General features: G+C 65.2%; 18 protein-coding genes. 6 read left to right on the top strand and 12 right to left on the bottom strand.

What is annotated here, in order from left to right; all coding sequences use genetic code 11:
* Positions 1 to 20: 20 nt before the first annotated feature.
* Both GCT19_RS26405 and hpnC read right to left on the bottom strand, forming a co-directional pair.
* Positions 21 to 1193: a glycosyltransferase gene (locus tag GCT19_RS26405; RefSeq protein ID WP_152853584.1), complete on the bottom strand. Its 1173-nt coding sequence runs from the start codon at positions 1191 to 1193 to the stop codon at positions 21 to 23.
* Complete coding sequence (gene hpnC / locus GCT19_RS26410) at positions 1193 to 2059, bottom strand: squalene synthase HpnC (protein ID WP_152853585.1); 867 nt, start codon at positions 2057 to 2059, stop codon at positions 1193 to 1195. Before hpnC ends, GCT19_RS26405 begins: the two co-directional genes overlap by 1 nt.
* A 379-nt stretch (positions 2060 to 2438) precedes the next feature.
* Here hpnC and ispH point away from each other — a divergent pair, with 379 nt between their 5' ends.
* Positions 2439 to 3383 carry a 4-hydroxy-3-methylbut-2-enyl diphosphate reductase gene (ispH, locus tag GCT19_RS26415; protein ID WP_013092814.1) on the top strand — a complete coding sequence of 315 codons (945 nt, stop codon included), beginning with the start codon at positions 2439 to 2441 and terminating at the stop codon, positions 3381 to 3383.
* A 10-nt stretch (positions 3384 to 3393) separates the two neighbouring features.
* Positions 3394 to 4548, top strand: coding sequence for an adenosyl-hopene transferase HpnH (gene hpnH / locus GCT19_RS26420; protein ID WP_013092815.1), 1155 nt, complete (start codon positions 3394 to 3396; stop codon positions 4546 to 4548).
* A gap of 115 nt (positions 4549 to 4663) precedes the next feature.
* Here the strand turns inward: hpnH and GCT19_RS26425 are convergent, their stop codons facing one another.
* Positions 4664 to 5266 (bottom strand): MlaC/ttg2D family ABC transporter substrate-binding protein, encoded by a 603-nt coding sequence (locus GCT19_RS26425; protein WP_018438381.1) that lies wholly within the window; start codon positions 5264 to 5266, stop codon positions 4664 to 4666.
* A gap of 211 nt (positions 5267 to 5477) precedes the next feature.
* Here GCT19_RS26425 and hpnN point away from each other — a divergent pair, with 211 nt between their 5' ends.
* Both hpnN and GCT19_RS26435 read left to right on the top strand, forming a co-directional pair.
* Positions 5478 to 8093, top strand: a complete 2616-nt coding sequence (hpnN, locus tag GCT19_RS26430; RefSeq protein WP_152853586.1) for a hopanoid transporter HpnN — start codon at positions 5478 to 5480, stop codon at positions 8091 to 8093.
* A 2-nt stretch (positions 8094 to 8095) separates the two neighbouring features.
* Positions 8096 to 9115: an MlaA family lipoprotein gene (locus GCT19_RS26435; protein ID WP_152853587.1), complete on the top strand. Its 1020-nt coding sequence runs from the start codon at positions 8096 to 8098 to the stop codon at positions 9113 to 9115.
* A gap of 93 nt (positions 9116 to 9208) precedes the next feature.
* Here GCT19_RS26435 and GCT19_RS26440 read toward each other — a convergent pair whose 3' ends face one another.
* Together GCT19_RS26440 and GCT19_RS26445 are read right to left on the bottom strand one after the other, a co-directional pair.
* On the bottom strand, positions 9209 to 9694 hold the full coding sequence (locus GCT19_RS26440; protein ID WP_018438384.1) for an acyl-CoA thioesterase: 486 nt from the start codon (positions 9692 to 9694) through the stop codon (positions 9209 to 9211).
* 266 nt (positions 9695 to 9960) lie between these two features.
* Positions 9961 to 10437, bottom strand: a complete 477-nt coding sequence (locus GCT19_RS26445) for a DUF3828 domain-containing protein (RefSeq protein ID WP_152853588.1) — start codon at positions 10435 to 10437, stop codon at positions 9961 to 9963.
* Between the two features lie 90 nt (positions 10438 to 10527).
* Between GCT19_RS26445 and GCT19_RS26450 the strand changes: the two genes are divergently transcribed.
* Positions 10528 to 10749 (top strand): hypothetical protein, encoded by a 222-nt coding sequence (locus GCT19_RS26450; RefSeq protein ID WP_152853589.1) that lies wholly within the window; start codon positions 10528 to 10530, stop codon positions 10747 to 10749.
* Between the two features lie 54 nt (positions 10750 to 10803).
* On the opposite strand, the gene GCT19_RS26455 is transcribed toward GCT19_RS26450, so the two are convergent.
* From GCT19_RS26455 to GCT19_RS26485, 7 genes are all read right to left on the bottom strand, one after another.
* Positions 10804 to 11562 carry a phosphorylase gene (locus GCT19_RS26455; RefSeq protein WP_152853590.1) on the bottom strand — a complete coding sequence of 253 codons (759 nt, stop codon included), beginning with the start codon at positions 11560 to 11562 and terminating at the stop codon, positions 10804 to 10806.
* Between the two features lie 3 nt (positions 11563 to 11565).
* Positions 11566 to 13650 carry a squalene--hopene cyclase gene (gene shc, locus GCT19_RS26460; RefSeq protein ID WP_152853591.1) on the bottom strand — a complete coding sequence of 695 codons (2085 nt, stop codon included), beginning with the start codon at positions 13648 to 13650 and terminating at the stop codon, positions 11566 to 11568.
* Complete coding sequence (gene hpnE / locus GCT19_RS26465; RefSeq protein ID WP_152853592.1) at positions 13647 to 14915, bottom strand: hydroxysqualene dehydroxylase HpnE; 1269 nt, start codon at positions 14913 to 14915, stop codon at positions 13647 to 13649. Before hpnE ends, shc begins: the two co-directional genes overlap by 4 nt.
* A gap of 4 nt (positions 14916 to 14919) precedes the next feature.
* Entirely contained in the window at positions 14920 to 15768 is an 849-nt protein-coding gene (gene hpnD, locus GCT19_RS26470; protein ID WP_026229252.1) for a presqualene diphosphate synthase HpnD, read from the bottom strand.
* A 242-nt stretch (positions 15769 to 16010) separates the two neighbouring features.
* Complete coding sequence (locus GCT19_RS26475; RefSeq protein WP_018438393.1) at positions 16011 to 16961, bottom strand: sensor domain-containing diguanylate cyclase; 951 nt, start codon at positions 16959 to 16961, stop codon at positions 16011 to 16013.
* Positions 16958 to 17581, bottom strand: coding sequence for a chemotaxis protein CheC (locus tag GCT19_RS26480; protein WP_018438394.1), 624 nt, complete (start codon positions 17579 to 17581; stop codon positions 16958 to 16960). The genes GCT19_RS26475 and GCT19_RS26480 overlap by 4 nt, the downstream gene beginning before the upstream one ends.
* A complete protein-coding gene (locus GCT19_RS26485; RefSeq protein WP_018438395.1) occupies positions 17574 to 17939 on the bottom strand; it encodes a response regulator in 366 nt (121 codons plus the stop codon). The genes GCT19_RS26480 and GCT19_RS26485 overlap by 8 nt, the downstream gene beginning before the upstream one ends.
* A gap of 605 nt (positions 17940 to 18544) precedes the next feature.
* Here GCT19_RS26485 and GCT19_RS26490 point away from each other — a divergent pair.
* Positions 18545 to 20839: a hybrid sensor histidine kinase/response regulator gene (locus tag GCT19_RS26490; RefSeq protein WP_152853593.1), complete on the top strand. Its 2295-nt coding sequence runs from the start codon at positions 18545 to 18547 to the stop codon at positions 20837 to 20839.
* The last annotated feature ends 115 nt before the right edge of the window (positions 20840 to 20954 follow it).

Raw genomic sequence — 20954 nt, forward strand, 5'->3', positions numbered from 1 at the left:
ACCTCGGCCATCGCCCGAATTTAGCGCTCCTGGACCGGCGCCTGCACGCGCGCCTTCCACTGCCCACCCTTGCCGCGCCAGTAGCGCACCGCCGATGCGAACGTCGCGCCGACATAAAACAGCGCCACGAGCGGCAGAAATGGCGCCCACAGCGGCGAGCGCCGGTAGTAGACGAGCATCGGCGCATACGCGCAGCACATCGCCGCCCACGCGATCCAGGCCGGCCAGCCGAGCGGCCCGAGGATCAACGCCGCGACCGGCGGCAACAGATAGATGATCGCCATGCCGACGAGCGTGCCCGCGAGCAGCAGCGGCGAGTAGCGCAACTGCGTGAACGCGGTGCGGGCGATCATGTTCCAGATGTCGCGCCAGCTATCGTACGGACGCAGCGACACGCTCTTCGCCGCCACGTCGAGGCGGATCGGATGACGCCCGGTGCCGCGATGCTTGATGCGCGCGGCGAGACTGCAATCGTCGATCAGCTCGGCGCGGATCGACTCGATGCCGCCCGCCTCCTCGAGCGCCGCGCGGCGCACCAGCATGCAGCCGCCCGCCGCGGCCGCGGTACGGTTGCGCGGATTGTTGACCCACGCGAACGGATACAGCTTCGCGAAGAAGAACACGAAGGCCGGAATCAGCGCCTTTTCCCAGAACGAATCGCAGCGCAGCCTGACCATCAGCGAGACGAGGTCGCGCTTTTCGGCATCCGCGCGCGCGACGAGCTGCGTCAATGCCTCGGCGGGATGGCCGATGTCGGCATCGGTCAGCAACAGGAACTCGGCCGGCAGATCGAGCGTGCGCACGGCCTCGATGCCCTGCGACTGCGCCCACACCTTGCCGGACCAGCCCGGCGGCAACGGCTTCGCGCTCAGCACGGTGAGGCGCTCCGGACATTGCTGCTGCAGCGCGGCGGCCCGCGCGGCATCGGCGGTGCCGTCGGTGCTGTGATCGTCGACGACGATCAGGTGGAACGCGCCCGGATAGTCCTGCTTGAGCAGCGACGTGACCGCCTCGGCGATCACGTCGACTTCATTGCGCGCCGGCACGACGGCCGCGACGGCCGGCCATGCGTCGCGCGCCGCGATGGTCAGCGGCTCGGCGGGACGCGCGCGCCAGAAGCCGCCGCGCGCGAACAGCAGTACGCACCAGATCAGCAGGGAAACACACGAAAGAATGAACAGGACCGCCGCCATTAAGCATTACCCTCGATTGAACGCGCCGCCATGCCGACACGTCTGGATAGTTGCATTGTCAGGGTGCGTGCCGCCACCACGCACCAGTCGAACAGATTGAGCACCGGGCGCTTGCGGAAGACATCGTAGTCCGCGCGCTCGATGCGCTCGAGAAACCGCAGTCCCGCATGCACCGCGCCGCTCAGCTCGATGCCGAGCCGCCCCGGCATGCGCAGCGCGAGCGGCGCGCCGCTGATCAGCGTGGCACGCACGAACGCGATTTCGTGCGCCATCAGCGCGCGCCACGCATCATCGACGACACCATCGGCAATCTGCGCCTCGGTCACGCCGAAGCGCAGCAGATCGGCTTGCGGCAGGTACACGTGCTGTCGTTGCCAGTCGGCCGCGACGTCGAGCCAGAAGCTGATCAGCTGCGACGCCGTGCAGATCGCGTCGGCGTCGGCGAGATTGTCCGGCGTCGCCGCACCGACCAGATGCAGCAGCAGATGCCCGACCGGATGCGCCGAACGGCGGCAATAATCGACGAGTTCGGTGCGATCCGCGTAGCGGTGCGTATCGATGTCCTGCGCGCAGCCGTCGAGCAGATCGTAGAACGGTTCGAGCGGCAGCTCGTATTGCGCGATCACGCCAGCGAGCTTGCCGAACAGCAGCGCATGCACGGGCGCGGCGCGCCGTTGCGCGATCGCGTCGAGCCCGGCGCGGAAATCGGCCAGGCGGGCATGCCGCTCGGCGGCGTTCCACTGACCTTCGGCGGAGATATCGGCCGCGGTGCGCACGACCTGATAGATAATACCGACAGGCGCGCGTAGCGCCTTCGGCAGCAATACGCTCGCGATCGGAAAGTTTTCGTGTTGATCGACGTCCATCCAGCGAGCCTCGAAACCATTCTGTAATACAGCGCGATGTCCGCGCAGCAAGGATCGGTAGTTTAAGGGTTCCGCCGTGACGGTGCAGTGTGCGGTCATGGCCGGGCGCATTACGAGGCGATCTGGCGCTGGCTCCTTACATCGTTGTAACGCTCCTCGTAGCCCCGGTCCTCCGCAAGCCCCAGCAAATGCGGCAAGCGCCCAACACACGGGCCGCACCAGAAAGCAAAGCGGCCCCGATAGCGTTAGAATGCGCGTTTGGTTTTGCTGTACCGGCCGGTCGCCGGGGCTCAAGACGTCAACTAATCAAGATGAGCGCGGCGATAAAGTCAGCTTCACGACTTCTTCGAAACCCGCGTTAGTCGGAGTTCGCCAACTTATGCGAGTCATCCTTGCCCAGCCGCGCGGCTTTTGTGCGGGCGTTGTCCGCGCAATCGAAATCGTCGATCGTGCGTTACAGCAACACGGCGCGCCCGTGTATGTCCGCCACGAGATTGTCCATAACCGTCACGTGGTCGACAATCTGCGCCAGAAGGGCGCGCGTTTCGTCGAGGAACTCGATGAAGTGCCGCAAGGTGCCGTGGCGATATTCAGCGCGCATGGGGTTGCGCAAACCGTCGAACGTGATGCCGAAGCGCGCGGCCTCGACGTGCTCGACGCCACCTGCCCGCTCGTGACCAAGGTGCATGTGCAGGGTCGCCAGTACGTGGCCGCCGGCCGCACGCTGATCCTGATCGGCCACGCCGGCCATCCGGAAGTGGAAGGCACGATCGGCCAGATTCCCGGTACGGTGCTGCTGGTGCAGAGCGAGGCAGAAGTCGCGAAGCTCGAGTTGCCGGTCGATACGCCGCTCGCCTACGTGACGCAAACCACGCTGTCGGTCGACGACACACGCGGCATCATTGACGCGCTGCTGCGCCGCTTCACCGACATCGTCGGTCCCGACACGCGCGACATCTGCTATGCAACGCAGAACCGCCAGGCGGCGGTGCGCGAGCTGTCCAAACAGGTCGACGTGCTGCTGGTGGTCGGCGCAACCAACAGCTCGAACTCGAACCGGCTGCGCGAAATCGGCAGCGAGAGCGGCGTGGCGAGCTACCTCGTCGCCGACGGCTCCGAAGTGAAGACGGAATGGTTCGCAAACGTGCGCACGGTCGGCATCACGGCCGGCGCGTCGGCACCTGAAGAAATGGTCGAAAACGTAATCGATGCGCTGCGCGCATTGGGGCCCGTCGATGTCACGACGATGGCGGGCCGTGAAGAAAAAGTCGAATTCAAGTTGCCATCGAAACTGATGCAACCACTCGCTGCACGCGAAGTTTAAGGAGGACGCCTTGTCTATTCCGCTGCTACAGAAAGTCCGCGTCGGCGCATACATCATGCGCCAGCATCTCTCCGGCAACAAACGCTATCCGCTCGCCCTGATGCTGGAGCCGCTGTTCCGCTGCAATCTCGCCTGCAATGGCTGCGGCAAGATCGACTATCCGGATCCGATCCTGAACCAGCGTCTGTCGCTCGAAGAATGCCTGCAGGCAGTCGACGAATGCGGCGCGCCGGTCGTGTCGATCGCCGGTGGCGAGCCGCTGCTGCACAAGGAAATGCCGCAGATCGTCAAGGGCATCATGGCGCGCAAGAAGTTCGTGTACCTGTGCACGAACGCGCTGTTGATGGAAAAGAAGATGGACGACTACGAGCCGAATCCGTACTTCGTGTGGTCGGTTCACCTCGACGGCGACAAGGAAGCGCACGATCACTCGGTGTCGCAGGAAGGCGTGTACGAGAAGGCCGTCGCCGCAATTCGCGAAGCGAAGCGCCGCGGCTTCCGCGTGAACATCAACTGCACGCTGTTCAACGACGCACAGCCGGAACGTGTCGCGAAGTTCTTCGACACGCTCGGACCGATGGGCGTCGACGGTATCACGGTGTCGCCGGGTTATGCATATGAGCGCGCGCCGGATCAGCAGCACTTCCTGAATCGCGACAAGACCAAGCAGCTGTTCCGCGAGATCTTCAAGCGCGGCAACAACGGCAAGAACTGGTCGTTCAGCCAGTCGGCGATGTTCCTCGACTTCCTCGCGGGCAACCAGACCTACGAATGCACGCCGTGGGGCAACCCGGCGCGTACCGTGTTCGGCTGGCAAAAGCCGTGCTATCTGGTCGGCGAAGGCTACGTGAAGACCTTCAAGGAACTGATGGAAACCACGGACTGGGACAAGTACGGCACCGGCAACTACGAGAAGTGCGCGGACTGCATGGTCCACTGCGGTTTCGAAGCGACGGCCGTGATGGACACGGTTGCGCATCCGCTGAAGGCGCTGAAGGTCAGCATGCGCGGTCCGAAGACCACGGGCGCGTTCGCGCAGGACATCCCGCTCGACAAGCAGCGTCCCGCCGAGTACGTGTTCTCGCGTCACGTCGAAATCAAGCTCGAAGAAATCACGCGCGCCGGCAAGGGCAAGAAGGTGGAGACCGCGACGGCGACGCACTGAGGCGTTCCACAGGAGGCGGCCGGGCGCCGCCTATGCAGCATGAAAAAAGCGCAGTGGCCAAGCAAGGCCACCGCGCTTTTCTTTTACCGATTAAAGCTTCTGTCGACCGACCCGCTTACGCGCCGCGCGCATTATGCTCGGTCAGGAACTTGATCAGCCCGTCGATGCCGCCTTTGGCGATCTGATCGGCGAACTGCGTCTGATACACCTGGATCAGCCATGCGCCCATCATATTGATGTCGTAGATCTTCCAGCCCGACGGCCCCTTGGTGAGGCGGTAGTCGATCGCATCGTCGCCGCCGGTGCTGATCACGTGCGATTGCACGACGATGTCGGTCGCGCCGCTTTGCACATTGACCGGCGCAAACTGGAACTTCACGTCCTGGTTGCGCAGTTGCGACAGCGACGCGGCATAGGTACGCGTGAGCAGCAGCGTAAACTGCTCGTACAGTTGCTTCTGCTGCTCGGGCGTCGCGGTCGCCCACGGCTTGCCGACAGCAATGCGCGTGGTGCGCTGGAAGTCGGTGGCGGGCAGGAAGTGGGTCTGGACGACCTGGGTGATCTTCGCCATGTCGCCGCCGCGCGCCTGCGGGTCAGCCTTCATTGCAGTCACCGTGCCCTGGACCGCACTTTTTACCACCGCGTCGGGTGCGCTCTGCGCAAACGCCGCCGTGGATACCACGGCCGCAGCCACAAAAGCAGTCAGATATCGTTTCATACGCTTGTCATGACTCGAAAGAAGTAGCGCCGGCGGGCCGTAGCCCCCACGGCTAAAGAGGGTAGACCAGTATAGCGGGGATTACGTTCCCATCCTGGCGAAGCTGTCAGGAGCCGTACTTGCTACCGAAGTCGGGCTTGCTTGCCCGGGCTCTGTATACTTATGCACCTTCGTCAAAAACAACACCCGTGATAAGGCCACGTCCGCCTACATGCTGAAGCCATATATCGTCCGTCTCGTCGCGTACTCGGTGCGTCATCCGCTCAGGATCATCGCGCTGTCGATCGTGCTCGCTGTCCTGAGCGGCATATACGTCGCGCATAACTTCAGGATCAACACGGACATCAGCCGTCTCGTCGAGACCGACAAGCAATGGGCGGCAGCCCAGAATGCGATCGACGCAGCCTTCCCCGACCGCGGCGACACCATGCTGGTGGTGGTCGAGGCGCGCGCGCCCGAATTCGCCGACGCCGCCGCCAACGCGCTGACCGCCGCGCTCAGAGCCGATACTAAAGAGTTCACGTCGGTCTCGCAGCCCTCGGGTGGCCCGTTCTTCGAACACAACGGCCTGCTGTTTCCGTCCACCGACGAGGTGATGTCCACCACCTCGCAACTCGTGCAGTCGCGCCCGCTCGTCAATCAGCTTGCGCATGATCCGAGCCTGACCGGTCTCGCCGGCACGCTGACCACGAGCCTGCTGCTGCCGCTGCAACTCGGCCAGGTCAAACTCCCCGACATGAGCCGGCTGCTTGCGCAAAGCGCGAACACGCTCGATCGCGTGCTGGCCGGCCAACCCGCCGCGTTCTCGTGGCGCGCGCTCGTCGATAAAAGCGCCGCTACCGATCCGGCGCGCGCGTTCGTGGTCGTGCAGCCGGTCGTCAATTACGACGCGCTGGAGCCGGGTGCGAGCGCATCGAGAGCGATTCGCGCGACCGCGGTGTCGCTGCATCTTCAGGAGCGCTACGGCGCGACGATCCGCCTGACCGGCGAGCAGCCGCTCGCCGACGAGGAGTTCGCGTCGGTGCAGGACGGCGCGGTGCTGAACGGCATCGGCACTTTTATCGTCGTGCTGATCATTCTGTGGCTCGCGCTGCGCTCGGGCCGCATGATCGCGGCCGTGTTCATCACGCTGTTCGTCGGTCTCGCGATCACTGCCGCGCTCGGCCTGTTGATGGTCGGCGCGCTCAACATGATTTCGGTCGCGTTCATGGTGCTGTTCGTCGGGCTCGGCGTCGATTTCGGCGTGCAGTTCGGCGTCAAGTATCGCGAGGAGCGCAACCGCGACGACAGGCTGTCGGCCGCGCTGATGCACACCGCGCACAGTATCGGCGTGCCGCTCACGCTCGCGGCCGTGGCAGTCGCGCTGAGCTTCTTCTCGTTCCTGCCGACCGCGTATCGCGGCGTGTCGGAGCTTGGCCAGATCGCGGGCGTCGGAATGTTCGTCGCGTACTTCACCAACATGACGCTGCTGCCAGCGCTGCTGAAGATCTTCAATCCGCCGGGCGAAGTCGTCTCGCCGGGTTTCAAGCAGCTCGAACCCGTCGACGACTTCCTCGACCGCAATCGCAAGCCGGTGCTGATCGGCACGTTGATCGTCGTGATCGGCGCAACGCCGCTGCTCGCGCACCTGCGGTTCGACTTCAATCCGCTGCATCTGAAGGACCCGCATACGGAGTCGATGGCGACGTTGCTGTCGCTGAAGGATTCGCCCGAAGCCGCGGTCAACAACGTGCAGGCGCTGGCGCCGTCGCTTGCCGACGCCGACGCGATGGCCGAGCGACTGCGCAAGCTGCCGGAAGTGGGCCGCGTCAACACGCTGAGCACCTTCGTGCCGGCCGACCAGCAGCAGAAGATGATGCTGATCGCGAGCGCCGCGCAGCAGCTTCTGCCGGCGCTGCAACAGCAGCCGGCGCCGCAAGCCACCGACGAGGTGCGCGTTGCCGCCTTGAAGCGCGCGGCGAATCAGTTGTCGCTCGCCGCCGAGGACCATCCGGGACCGGGAGCGGCGGAGGCACAGCATCTATCGGCGACCTTGCAAAAGCTCGCGGCCGCCGACGCCGCCACGCGCGACCGCGCCGAAGTCGCGATGTCCGACACGCTGCGCATCGCGTTGAAGCAGCTGGAGAATCTTCTGCAGCCGACCGAAATCACTCGGGAGACGCTGCCGCCAGGCATCACCGCGATGTGGATCGGCAAGGGCGGCCATGCGCTCGTCGATATCGCGCCGAAGGTGCTGCCCGGCGTCGATCCGAACGACGACCAGATGCTCGCCCGCTTCGCGCGCGCGGTGAAGAAGGCCGAGCCGGGCGCGATCGGCGGACCCATCTCGATCATCCATTCGGCCAACACGATCATCAAGGCGTTCCTGCAGGCGGCCGTCTATGCGCTGCTGTCGATCGCCGTGCTGCTGTGGATCGCGCTGCGCCGGATCGGCGACGTGCTGCGCACGCTGGTGCCGCTGCTGGTCTCCGCACTCGTCACACTCGAGTTGTGCGTGGTGTTCGGCATGCCGCTGAACTTCGCGAATATCATCGCGCTGCCGCTGATGCTCGGCGTCGGTGTCGCGTTCAAGATCTACTTCGTGATGGCGTGGCGCCACGGCCAGACTGGCCTGTTGCAGTCGAGCCTCACGCATGCGGTGCTGTTCAGCGCCGCCACAACGGCCACCGCGTTTGGTAGCCTGTGGCTGTCGCACCATCCGGGCACGTCCAGCATGGGGAGGCTGCTCGCGCTTTCGTTGTTCTGCACGCTGATCGGCGCGGTGGTTTTCCAGCCGGTGCTGATGGGCAAGCCGCGTCAACGTCGCGGGAAGCAAAAAGGAATATAAGCATGAAGCTGCGTAACACCGCGCTGGCCCTCACCGCCGCGGGTCTCATTTCCGGCTGCGCGACCGCCCCGGACCGCAAGCCGGGCGATCCGTTCGAGCCAGTGAACCGGGCGATCTTCACTTTTAATGACGGAGTCGATCGCTATATCGCCGTGCCGGTCGCGAAGGGCTATCAGAAGGTGACGCCGCAGCCGCTGCGCACCGCCGTCAGCAATTTCTTCTCGAACCTCGGCGACCTCACCAACGCCGCGAACGCGTTGCTGCAACTGAAGATCACCGACGCGACCGAAGACATCATGCGGTTCGCGTTCAACTCGGTGTTTGGTATTGGCGGCCTGCTCGATTGGGCGACGCCGGCCGGCCTGCCCAAGCATCATCAGGATTTCGGTCTGACGCTCGGGCATTGGGGCATTCCGTCAGGTCCGTATCTGGTGCTGCCACTGTTCGGGCCAAGCACGGTGCGCGACAGCATGGGGCTCGTCGTCGATGTGAAGTTCAATCCGCTGAACTATGTCGAGCCGGCGACCCGCAATCCGCTGTACGTGCTGCAGTTCGTCAGCACGCGGTCGGATCTGCTCGGCGCGACCAGCCTTCTGGAACAGGCTGCGCTCGACAAATACTCGTTCGTGCGTGATGCCTATGTGCAGCAGCGCCTCGCGCGTCTGCGCGGCACGAGCAATAACCCGGCGCCGCTGCCGGAGTACGACGATCACGGCGATACGGGCCCGGCTGCCGCCCCCGCGGCGGGCGCGCCGGCGGGCGGCGTGCCGAATTACTCCGATCCGGGCGATGTGGGCGAGACGCCGAACGGGGCTGCGGGTACGGGTGGCGCGGCCAAGGGCGCGCCGGGCGCGCTACCGAATTACAACGATCCGGGTGAGTCCGCACCGGCGCCCAATGGGGCTTCCGGTGGCGCGACCAGAGCTCCTGGCGGGGATCTGCCGAACTACGCCGATCCGGGCGACAGTGGCGCGGGCGCTACGCCAGCGGCGCCTGCTGCGCCGGCGTCGTCCCCGCAATAGCGCTCCAAAGCACAGCGGGGCGCCCTCGATGGGCGCCCCGCGTGGAAGTCAAACGTTCGCCCGACAAAACCGGTGGGCTTCACTACAGCCCGCTCAGTGCAGGCTGTCGACGTCGCTGCGCGCCGCGACCCGATCTTCCTCGACCGCAGCGACTGGTGCCGGTTGCGGCACCGGCTTGGAGTTCGCGCGATAGTGAGCGAACTGCTCGTCCGCATAACGGATACGCGTGCGGCCGTGCGGCGCCGGGTCGCCGTTTTCGTCGAGATTGACGAACACCATTTTCTCGACCGTCAGAATGCTCTTGCGTGTGATCTTGTTGCGCACTTCGCAGCGCAGCGTGATCGACGTGCGGCCGAAATGCGTCGCGGTCATGCCCAGTTCGATGATGTCGCCCTGGCGCGCCGAGCTGACGAAGTTGATTTCTGACATGAACTTGGTCACGACCCGCTGGTTGTCCAGCTGAGAGATCGCATAGATCGCGGCTTCTTCGTCGATCCAGCGCAGCAGGCTGCCACCGAACAACGTCCCGTTGGGATTCAGGTCTTCGGGCTTGACCCATTTTCTTGTGTGGAAATTCATTTGGTACTCCGTGTCCGAGGCTCCCGGGTAGGCGCGTCATGCGTCAGAACCTAGGGTTAACGCTAGCATTGTACCAAAGATAGGGGTTTTCCCTAGTATTTCAACGATTGCATAATTAATCCTGCTGATAGTCGTCGGTTCGTCCGAGCGGAACGTCGATCATTGTTCCGGCACTAGCGGCTGCGCGCTCGTCTAAGGAACTCGCGCTGGTGCGACAGACAGAAGCGCCCGCTCGACAGCGGGCGGGCAGGTTAGGAAGGTATCTCCTAATCCATCGGGTCATACTGATGGAATCCTTGATAGCCGGTTGTGTCCTCGATCTTGGTTATCCGCCAGTGTCCGTTTTCCCTTCCGACGGACGCGACGAGATTCTGTTTTTCACCTAACCCGAAAGTCACTGGGATTACCGCGGTCCGGCCGAGTGCGATCGCCGGATGCAAGGTCATCGTTTTGAGCCATATTTGTGGATCGAGGTCTTGCACCCGCGTGAAGTAGTCCGCACCGCCCGGCAAGGTTTTGTGGCGATAGTCGTCCCGGAGATTATCGACCGTTGGTTTTGCGACATAGTCGTAAATGCGGCTATCCGTCAATTGATAGACGCTGCCCTCCTGCTGCAAGTACCAGGTGTAAAACGCCTTCACAGCAGTTTCCGGTGTATCTGGAGTCGCTGCGGTGGCTACACCGGGCCCGAGTGCCAACGCAACTGCCAGTGAGGTATAAACGCGCAAAATAAATTTAATCATCGTCAGTCATGCCGAAATATTTTGTATGCAGGTTTGATGGTTCGATAGGCCTGCCCCGGATACAAGCCATGCCCATCGAGCTGAACTGGTATGAATTGGATCGTCGATAAAGCGGCGCTTCTGCTCGCCGCTATCGCCTGTGCGGTGCTCGCATGGGCGCTGATTCACTACAGTGGCCAATGGTTTCCGCTGCTGCTGTTCATACTGGCAATTGCGGGGCTTTTCGCGGACAACCAGCGGCTGCGCAACCGCCTAAGAGACTTAGGCGAAGACCCGAGTCACCGTTCCAAAGGCAGGTCACGCACACGCTAGCGACTTGCTACCTGCCGCGGACGCGATTGGGATGACTAACCGCCATCCCGTCGCTCAACCGGTGACACCCGTGAACCGCAGCGCGCCCCCCTTCCCCAACGCATCCCGCGTGTCGACCAAGGTAGTCCGCGCGGCGCGCGCATCGCCGGCGAGTCGCAGCAGCGCACCGAGTTGCGATGGCTGCCGCAGCAATTCGCGCAGAATCGGCCCGAGCGCGGTGGTGCCGTCGTCGCGCAAACCCGCTGTCGCGGCCGGCGGCAGCGTGCGCCAGGCCGGATCGACGACCGCTCGACACACGGCGAACGGCAGACCGTGCGCGGCAGCGGTCGCCCCGGCGATGTGCGATTCCATGTCCACCGCTAGCGCGCCGGTCGATTCGTGCAGCGCGCGTTTGTCTTCGGCGGTGATCAGCGGCGCGGCGACCGCCGCCGTTGCGCCACGGCGCACACGTCCAGCGAGCCCTTCTGCCGTCCTGACGTCAGTTACCGCGGCGGCAATCCGCTCCGACCACTGCCGATCCGTGTCGATGCGTCCAAACGGTCCATGCACCGCATCCGCGACGATCAGCGCCCCCGGCTCCAGATCCGGCGCGAGCCCACCCGCCGTGCCGAAACTGACGATTCCCGCGGCGCCGCGAGCGACCGCCGCGCTGAGCGCGCGCTCGAGCAGATCGGCCCGTGCCGCGTACACGACCTCGACGCGCTCGCTGCCGTCACCGCGTGCGATGCGCGCCTCGAACGCCATGCCCGTCACGACGATCACCGGCAAACTGCTATCGCTCGTCCCGACGGACGGCGTCATCGACACGGACATCCGTCACATCCCGACCGTGACGCGCGTGAGCCCATTGCGCTTCAGATGACGGAAGCGCGCGAGCGCCCACAGCGGGAAGAACTTGCGATAGCCGTGGTAGCGCAGATAGAACACGCGCGGAAAGCCCGTCGCGGTAAAGCGCGTTTCGTCCCACAGCCCGTGCTCGCGCTGCTCACGCTGCAGATAGTCGATCCCGCGCGCCACCGCGTCGTGATCGACCTCGCCCGCCGCCATCAGCCCGAGCAGCGCCCAGGCGGTCTGCGACGCGGTGCTCGGCGCGCGCTCGTAGCCGCGATAGTCGAGCTTGTAGCTCTCGCCACCCTCGCCCCAACCGCCGTCCTCGTTCTGGATCGACACGAGCCATTGCACCGCGCGCCGCATGCGCGGGTCGTCGTGCGACATGCCCGCCGCGTTCAGCGAGCACAGCGCGGTCCATGTGCCGTAGATGTAGTTCAGACCCCAGCGGCCATACCAGCTGCCGTCCGACTCCTGCTCCTGCAGCATGTAGTCGAACGCGCGCTGCGCCGGCTCGCTGTTTTGCGGCAACTCGCCGATCTGGGCGAACATCGACAGACAGCGGCCCGACACGTCCGCGGTCGGCGGATCGAGCAACGCGGCGTGGTCCGAGAACGGGATGTTGTTCAGGTAGTACTGCGTGTTTTCCGGCTCGAATGCGCCCCAACCGCCTTCGCTGCTTTGCATGCCGACTACCCATTCGCGCGCGCGGGCAATCGCTTCGCGATCGACATCGGACTTCGTGAGCGCGGCCGAACGATGCATCGCCATCACGACCACCGCGGTATCGTCGACGTCCGGGTAATGCGCGTTGTTGTACTGGAACGCCCAGCCGCCCGGCCGCACGTTCGGGCGGCGCGAAATCCAGTCGCCGCGCACGTCGAGAATCTGCAGCGGGCGCAGCCAGGCGAGCCCGCGTTCGGCCGCCTGTTCGGCGCGTGCCTCGCCGGTTTCGAGCAAAGCGTGTGCAGCGAGCGACGTATCCCACACCGGCGACAAACACGGCTGGCAATACGCTTCGTCGTCCTTGATCACGAGCAGCTTGTCGAGCGACTTGCGAGCGATCGCGCGGTTCGGATGATCGGCCGGATAGCCGAGCACGTCGTACATCATCACCGAGTTGGCCATCGCCGGGAAAATCGCGCCAAGGCCGTCCTCGCCGTTCAGCCGTTCGTCGACGAACGCGACCGCCGCGCGGATCGCGCGTTCGCGGCTCGCCTTCGGCAACAGGCCGTCGACCGCACGCAGCACCGTATCGACACAGCGGAAAAAGCCGAACCACCCCGCATGCTGATGCGGGGCACGCTCGTTCATGCCGGTGTTCACCGGCGCGCCGCGGAACAACTCGTCGATACGCACCTTGCGCGGGTTGCGCGCGAGCGGCCGCTTCGCGTTGAGCACGAGCAGCGGCACGATCACCGTGCGCGCCCAGTACGACACCTTGGACAGATGGAACGGGAACCACATCGGCAGCAGCATGATCTCGACCGGCATCATCGGCACCGCGCGCCACGACACCACGCCGAACAACGCAAGCAGGATTCGCGTGAACACGTTCGCGTGTTCCGCGCCGCCGTGCGCGAGGATCGCGTCGCGCGCGCGCACCATGTGCTCGGCGTCGACCGGGTCGCCGATCATCTTCAGCGCGAAGTACGCCTTCACGCTCGCGCTGATATCGAGCGCACCATCGGTGAAGAGCGGCCAGCCGCCGTTCGGCAACTGAATGCGGCGCAGATAGCGCGCGATCTTCTGTTCGAGTTCGAGGATCGGCGTCTCACCGAGATAGTGAACCAGCAGCACGTATTCCGCCGGAATCGTCGCATCGGCTTCGAGTTCGTAGATCCAATGGCCGTCGGGCTGCTGCGCGGCCAGGATCGCATCGGTCGCGCGCGTGATCGACGCGTCGAGCGGGCTCGCGCCAATACTTTGCATGGGCGACGGCGTTGCGGTTGCCAATGCGTCCGCCACGGCGGGCGCGTTGGCAACCACGGCAGCTTCGGCCAGGTTCGACGCCGCATCGGCGGCTTCGGGCAGCACCGCGTCGAGCGGCTGGGTTTGAGATAAGTCGTTCATCTGCGTTCCATCGGTTGATTCAGCAGCGTATCCGCGGCCTTCTGGCCGGAGCGGATGGCACCTTCGAGCATCGCGGGCAGGCCGGTGGACGTCCAGTCGCCCGCGAGCAGCAAATTGTTCCAGCGAGTGCGCGTGCCCGGGCGCAGCGTCTCCTGGTCGGGCAGCGCGGCAAACATCGCGCGCGGTTCCATCACCACCTGCCAGCGCGGTAGCGGCGCGAGCGGCAAATTCGCCGCCTGTGCGACCTCGCCCCAGACGGTCTCCGCGAGTGCCTCGGGCGGCATGTCGAAGAGCCGCTCCTCGCCATTGAGCGTCACCGACAGGCGGTCGTCGAACGCAAACAGCCATTCGGCCGTTCCGTTCAGCAGCGCGCTGATCTGCGGCAGGCCGAACGGCGGCTCGACCGCAAAATGCACGTTCAGCGCGGCCGCGAAACGCGTCGGCGCACGTAGCCCCGGCACCAGCGCCGCCGCGGCGTCGGGCGGCAGCGCGAGAATCACCGCCTCGTTCGCGCCGAGCGTGAGGCTCTCGTCAGCGAAATGCAGCGCCTGCACACGCGCCGGGTCGGCCGCGAACGTGATGTCGCGCAAACTCGAACCGAGCCGGATCGTCGCGCCGCCATGCTGCAGGAGCCGTAGCGCCGGTTCGACGAACGCACTGCCAAGACCGTTGCGCGCAACGAGCGGCCGGCATGCGAGCCCACCCGCGAGCAGCGTTTCGCGCACGAGCGCGCCGGTCAGCTCGGCCGACGCGTCGCGCGGCTCCAGATTCAGCAGCACATGCAGCAGCGGCCGCAGCAGCCGGTCCCACAGCGGACCGTCACAGCGCATCGTCTGCGCGACGCTGCGGCCCGGCTTCGCGAACAGCAGCGGCACGAGCGACAGGTAATCGGTCGGTACCGTGTTCGGCACGCGCGCATGCGCATCGAATATCCACCACGGCAAACGCCCCGGCGACAGGCGCACGCTCCAGCGCGAACGCGTGGCCAGATCGACGAACGGATACTCGGGCTGCGCGGGGCCGACCAGTTCGTCGGCGGCGCCGATCGCGCGCACGTAGTTCAGCGTCGCGGCATTGGCCGACAGCACGATGTGATTGCCGCTGTCGAGCGTCGCACCGAGCTGCGCGTCGTAGTACGAACGGCAGCGGCCGCCCGCGAAATCCTGCGCTTCGTGCAGCACGACCCGCGCGCCGCGCCGCTGCAACTGCACAGCGGCGGCGAGCCCGGCCACGCCCGCGCCGACCACGTGGACGAGCTTCGGCATCAGCTCAGAAAAGCGCGTAACGCGCGACGATCCACAGCAGGCGCAGCTTCGGCTTGCTGACCTTCGTGCGCGGAACGTCGAAGCCGCGCTCCAGCGTACGCTCGAGCAGCACGCGATAGACGCCCGACATGATGCGCGGCGCACGCACTTGAGCGCGCGGCTCGCGATCCATGATCGCGTCGGACGCGGCGAAGTGCTGCTTCGCGCGCTCGGCGAGCGTCGCGCAAACGCGCGGCAGCGTCGGGTCGTCGGCGATCTGCCGCGGGTTCGTGGCCGCGATGCCTTCGCGCGCGAGCAGCTCGCGCGGCAGATAGCAGCGGTTGATGTCGGCGTCTTCGTCGATATCGCGCAGGATATTGGTGAGCTGCAGCGCGCGGCCCAGATGGTGCGCGAGCAGCCGGCCCGGCTCCTCACGCATCCCGAATATCCTCACCGATAGACGGCCGGCCGCGCTCGCGACTCGGTCGCAATACAGGTCGAGCGTGGCGTCGTCGGGCGCGCAGATGTCGGCGGCGGCGTCCATCGCCATGCCGTCGATCATCGCGTGAAAATCCTCGCGTTGCAGATGAAACGTGTGAATGTGCCGCGTCAACGCGCGCAGCGACGCGCGCGGCTGGCCGGCGTAGCAGGCGTCGATGTCGGCGCGCCATTGCTCGAGCCCGGCCGCGCGCTCGGCGCGCGGCAGGTCGCTGTCGGCGATGTCGTCGACGGCGCGGCAGAATGCGTAGACCTGATACATCGCATCGCGCTGCGCCGCCGGCAAGATGCGCATAGCGAGATAAAACGAGCTGCCGGACGTGGCGGCAGCGGCGTCGATTTCAGTATCGTCCACGACAAGATTGGAAACAGCCAAGACGATCTCCGCTGGAGGCGCCCGCTGAAAGGCGTTCAAAGAGGTTTTTATGCCGACCCGCAGGGCAGTGTGCCCGCGCGCGCGGACACGCGCGAAACATCCGGCTGGGCGGCCGGAAACGGCGAAAAGTATAGCAATCTTTGCCGGTGACCGCAGATTTGGCGGCCAATGGGGACGGAAAGGAAGGCGGCTGGGGGCGGGGGACCGCGGTGGATTGGAACCGCGCCGCCCCCGCTAGCGAATCAGGCCCCGGCGAGCCGGAACGCGACCGCGCAGTTGCGGCCCTGGCGCTTTGCTCTGTACAGCGCCGCGTCGGCCTCGTTGATCAGCACGTCGTACGCGGGTAGGCCCTCGCGCGCCGACGCGCCGCCGAGGCTCGCGGTGACCGGCACGCTGGTGCCGATCAGCTCGACCGGCGTTTCCTCGATCACGCGACGGATCTTCTCCGCCACCAGCATCGCGTCGTCGAGCGGCGTGCACGGCAGCAGCAGCGCGAACTCCTCGCCGCCGAAACGCCCGAACGTGTCCTGCGCGCGCACCACGCCGGCGACACGCTGCGCCATCACGCGCAGCACCGTATCGCCGACGCCGTGACCGAACTGGTCGTTGATCTGCTTGAAGTGATCGAGATCGAACAGCAGCATCGACATGTCGCCGCCGTAGCGCTGCCAGCGCGTGAACTCGTCGCGCAGCCGCGCTTCGAAAAAGCGCCGGTTCGCGATGCCGGTCAGCCCGTCGCGATTCGCGTACTCCTGCAGCTTCGCGACCGCCTCCTCGCGCTCGCGCTGCACGATGCTCACATGCGTCACGTCGGAGATCGTCACGCACACTGCCACCACTTCGCGGCCGCGCATCAGCGGCATGAACGTGCAGTCCTGCTGCATGAAGTCGACCCCGCCGGTGATCGGTCGGTCGTGATCGAACTTGAACAGATACGGGCGCTGCTCCCACGAGCTGAACGCGAAGCTGCCGAGTTGAAACACGCTCTCGATCTTGCGCGACAGCCACACGCGCGGCAGCTCCGGAAAGTTCTGGTAGATCGAGCGGCCGACCACCTGCTCCGCCGACAGGCCGCTATGGTCCTGCATGAAGCGATTCCACATCAGCACGTTCAGTTCGCGATCGAGAACGAAGATGCCAAAATCGACCCGCTCGACCACGAGGTCGCTCAACGATTCCACTGGGACATTCATATTCTGGACAGCAGCGCATCGAGCGCTTCGTTCATGTGACGGATTGAGTCTTCGGCCATCAGCATCACCAGATGCGCGCGAAAACTCCGATGTTCGAGCGCGAAGTTCACTTCGACGAGCAGCGCCACCTGCCATTGCAGCACGCCTGGCTGGAACACTTCGTCGAGCGTCAGCGTGTCGCCGAGCACGCCCGGCGCGGAAAACACCGGTGTGCGGCCGAGCTGGTCGAGTATCGACGACACGCAAGCGCCCGACAGCAGGTTCGCGACGTCGAGCATCAGTTCGCGCTCGCCGATCGCCTCGTAGCTCGAGCGCGCGTACGGGTCGCTGACGAGCGAACACAGCTGCGCGATGCTGTCGCTGCGACAGATCACCAGCACCTCGCCCTTGATGTCCGAGCGAAAGCCCTGACGCACCGCGCTGACCGTGTCGTCGATGTGGGTCATCTCGCGCAGCGTGCGCGCCGCATCGCTCACCGCGACCATCTTCACGCGCGGCACCGACAGCTCGATAAACGAATCGAGCAGCCCCGCGAGCCGCGTCGCGGCCCGGCCCATCGCAAGGTTGGCGATTTCCTGAAGCGCGTCGCGCTGGTCTTCGGTGAAGGCGGGCTCAGACATACAAGCCGTACTCCTTGAGGATGGGCAGGACCGCCTCCGACGTCACCGGCTTGGCGATGAACGCGATCGCACCGAGTTCGCGCACGCGCTCCTGGGCGAGCGGCTGCACGTCCGCGGAAACGACGATCACGAAGGTATTGAGGTCCTCGTGCTGCAACGCTTCGAGGACCTGGTAGCCGGTCATGTCCGGCATCGTCAGATCGAGGAACATCACCGAGGCCTTGCCCTCGCGATACAGCGTGAGCGCCTCGCGCCCGTTCGTCGCGTAGGACACGTCGACGGCCCAGTCGGGCGGCAGTGCCTTCGTGAGCAACTTGCGGGCGAGCAGCGAATCGTCGGCGATCACAATGGGCAGCATGGCAACGGCGGGTCGGGCGGTTTTTGGGCGGGTCGGATAAAGGAATCGGCTCGTTCGTCTGCGCGTTTTCCGCGCCCGGTTGTGTGCGTTTTTCGTACGTCCCGACAGCGAAGGGCGGCACGCCTTCGCGTGATGCCGCCCGATGCGCGACCAGGTACAGTGGCGCCTGTCGAATTGCAAATGCCTTGGCGAGAGGGGTGCGAATGCAGCAGGACGCGTTTTGGCGGACCTTGACGATCCGGCGCACAGAGGCGCCAACGGCCTTTTATCGTGGCGAGGATTGTCGAAGCAAAGCCGCGCAAAAGCAACTCGCCAGAATCGCCGACGGTAACGATCTGTTTCTATGCTAGGCGAATTTAAGAAATAGTTTTATCGTCGGGACGGGCATTTTTTTATCTTTATACTTTTGTGTACGTTTGCGCTTCCCGATTCGTCGCTGTTTTAAAGCCGCTTTTAAAGAACGGCCGGCACGGCGGACGCCCGTTCCCCACGCTTTGCGGCGAGTTTTTCCGCGCTGCGTCTATGCTTGTTCTGAAGGCGGCATGGTGCCGGCAATGGCCCGATACGGGGCTGCCACATTCGAACGACTTTTCGCGTCAACGACAATGACATCAGACCAGGTCGAGTCCGCCCGAGCGGGCCGCCTTTCGGGTCGTCCTGCCCGCGAGCAGGACGACGCGTCGTTTCCCGCCGTGCCGGAACAGAACTTCCAGGTACGGCGCATCACACTGATCGCGCTGCTGGCCGCGGCGATCGTGCTGCCGTTCGTCTACGTCGCGGCGATGGCATTCACCGATCTGCGCTCGCGCGAGGCCGACGCGACCGAGCTGGCGCTGCGCACGGTGCGGGTCGCCGAAGAACACGCATTGAAGGTGTTCGACATGAACGAGACGCTGAACTCGCGCATCGTCGATCTGACCGAGGGCCTCGACGACGACGGCATCCGCGCACGCGAACACACGATTCACGACAAGTTGCGCACGATGGGCGGCGGCTATCCGCAGGTGGCTTCGGTGTCGATCTACGGCGAACAGGGCGCGCTGCTGGCGAGCAGCCGCCTGTATCCGGCGCCGGAACTTTCGATCGGCCAGCGCGACGATTTCGTCGGCATCCGCGGCGGCAACGCGATCGAACGCGTGTCGAAGGTGATGACGGGGCACGTAAGCGGCGAGCAGGTGTTCAACATGGGCGTCGAGCGCCAGCAACTCAACGGTTCGTTCGCGGGCATCGTGTCGATCGCGCTGCGGCCCAGCTATTTCGACGCGTTCTATCGCGAACTGCTCGGCAACAGCGACGACACGCCGATCATCATGAGCCTCGTGCGCACCGACGGCGCGGTCCTCGCGCATTACCCGCGCGGCCCGCGCGAGCCGACCGCGCTCGCATCGGATTCCCCGTTCGCCGAAGCGGTCTCGCACGGGCAGCGCTCCGGCGTCGTGCGGATGCACTCGAGCTTCGCCGGCGGCAACCTGATCGTCGCATTCCGGCATGTCGGCTCGTATCCGGTCTACGTGCTGTGCGGCTATCGCACCTCGGCGATCTGGGCCGCCTGGTACAAGCACCTGAGCGTGCTGATCCTGTCGATGTTCACGCCGTCGATCGCGCTGTGGTGCGTGATCTGGCTGTCGCTGCGCCGCCTCGGCGCCGAAGAGGAAGCGTGGCAGCGCTGGCAGGCCGAGGCATCGATGCGCCGCTCGATCGAATCCGCGTACCGCCAGTCGCGCAAGATGGAAGCGCTCGGCACGCTGGTCGGCAGCGTCGCGCACGACTTCAACAACCTGCTGATGATCCTGTCGGCCAACGTGCAGATCGTGCGACGCCGCGGCGTCGGCGGACTGGAGCGCGAACTGTCGGCGATGGAGCGCGCGTTGAAGAGCGGTCAGTCGCTGACGCGCCAACTGCTCGGCGTCGCCCGCAAGCAGCCGCTGCGCACCGAGACGCTGTCGCTCGAACGCTGGCTGCCGTCGTGCCGCGAGCTGCTGCGCGCGTCGCTAGGCGCGAAGGTGTCGCTCGTGATCGATGGCGGCGTCGATACCTGGCCGGTGCGTGTGGATGTCGCCGAGCTCGAGCTCGCGCTGATCAACGTCGCCGTCAATGCGCGCGATGCGATGGCCAACGGCGGGCGCTTCACCGCGCGCGCGCGCAATGTCGTGTTACGTCGCGAGGATGGCTTTCCGCTGACCGGCGAGTTCGTGCAACTGTCGCTCGAGGACACCGGTGCCGGCATGGCGCCCGACGTGCTCGCGCACGCGTTCGAGCCGCTGTTCACGACCAAGTCCAAAGGTATGGGCACAGGGCTCGGATTGCCGCAGGTGTTTGCGTTCTGCGAGGGCTCGGGCGGGCTCGCGGCAATCGACAGCGCGATCGGCGCGGGCACCTCGGTGCGGCTCTATCTGCCGCGCGCGTCGACCGAACCGCACACTGCCGGACCCGTCGAAGCGCTCGCGCCCGCAAGCGACGTGCGGCACGGCCTGCGCGTGCTGCTCGTCGAGGATAACGAAGAAGTCGCCGCCGGCACCGAAGCGCTATTGCAGATGATGGGCCACCAGGTGACCTGCGTGTTCAACGCCGACACGGCGCTGCGCGTGCTCGACGACGCCCGCGCGAAGCGCGCGGACACCGGCGAGCCGCTGCCGTTCGATCTGGTGCTGTCGGACATTCACATGCCCGGCAAGATGAACGGCATCGATCTGGCCGAAGCGGTGCTCGGATTCGATCCGCAGCTGCCGGTCATTCTCGTCACCGGCTACGCGGAAGAGCTCGACCGTGCGCAGCAGGTGAACGTGCACGTGCTGTCCAAACCATTCGATATCGGACTGCTCGAGCAGCTGCTCGAAACGATCCAGCACAACGCCGCGCCGACGAGCGCCGACACCGCCACGCATGCGGCCGATACCTGAGCTCCGCGTCGTCCCTGCGTCATTTACCTGCCCTTGTAAAAAGCGCGGCGCTCGCACGCTGCGCTTTTTTTTCGTCGCGAGTCCGCGTCATGCGTAGTGCGCCGCGCATCGCGGC

The sequence above is a fragment of the Paraburkholderia atlantica genome (genome assembly GCF_009362785.1).
GTDB classification, from domain to species: Bacteria; Pseudomonadota; Gammaproteobacteria; order Burkholderiales; family Burkholderiaceae; genus Paraburkholderia; species Paraburkholderia atlantica.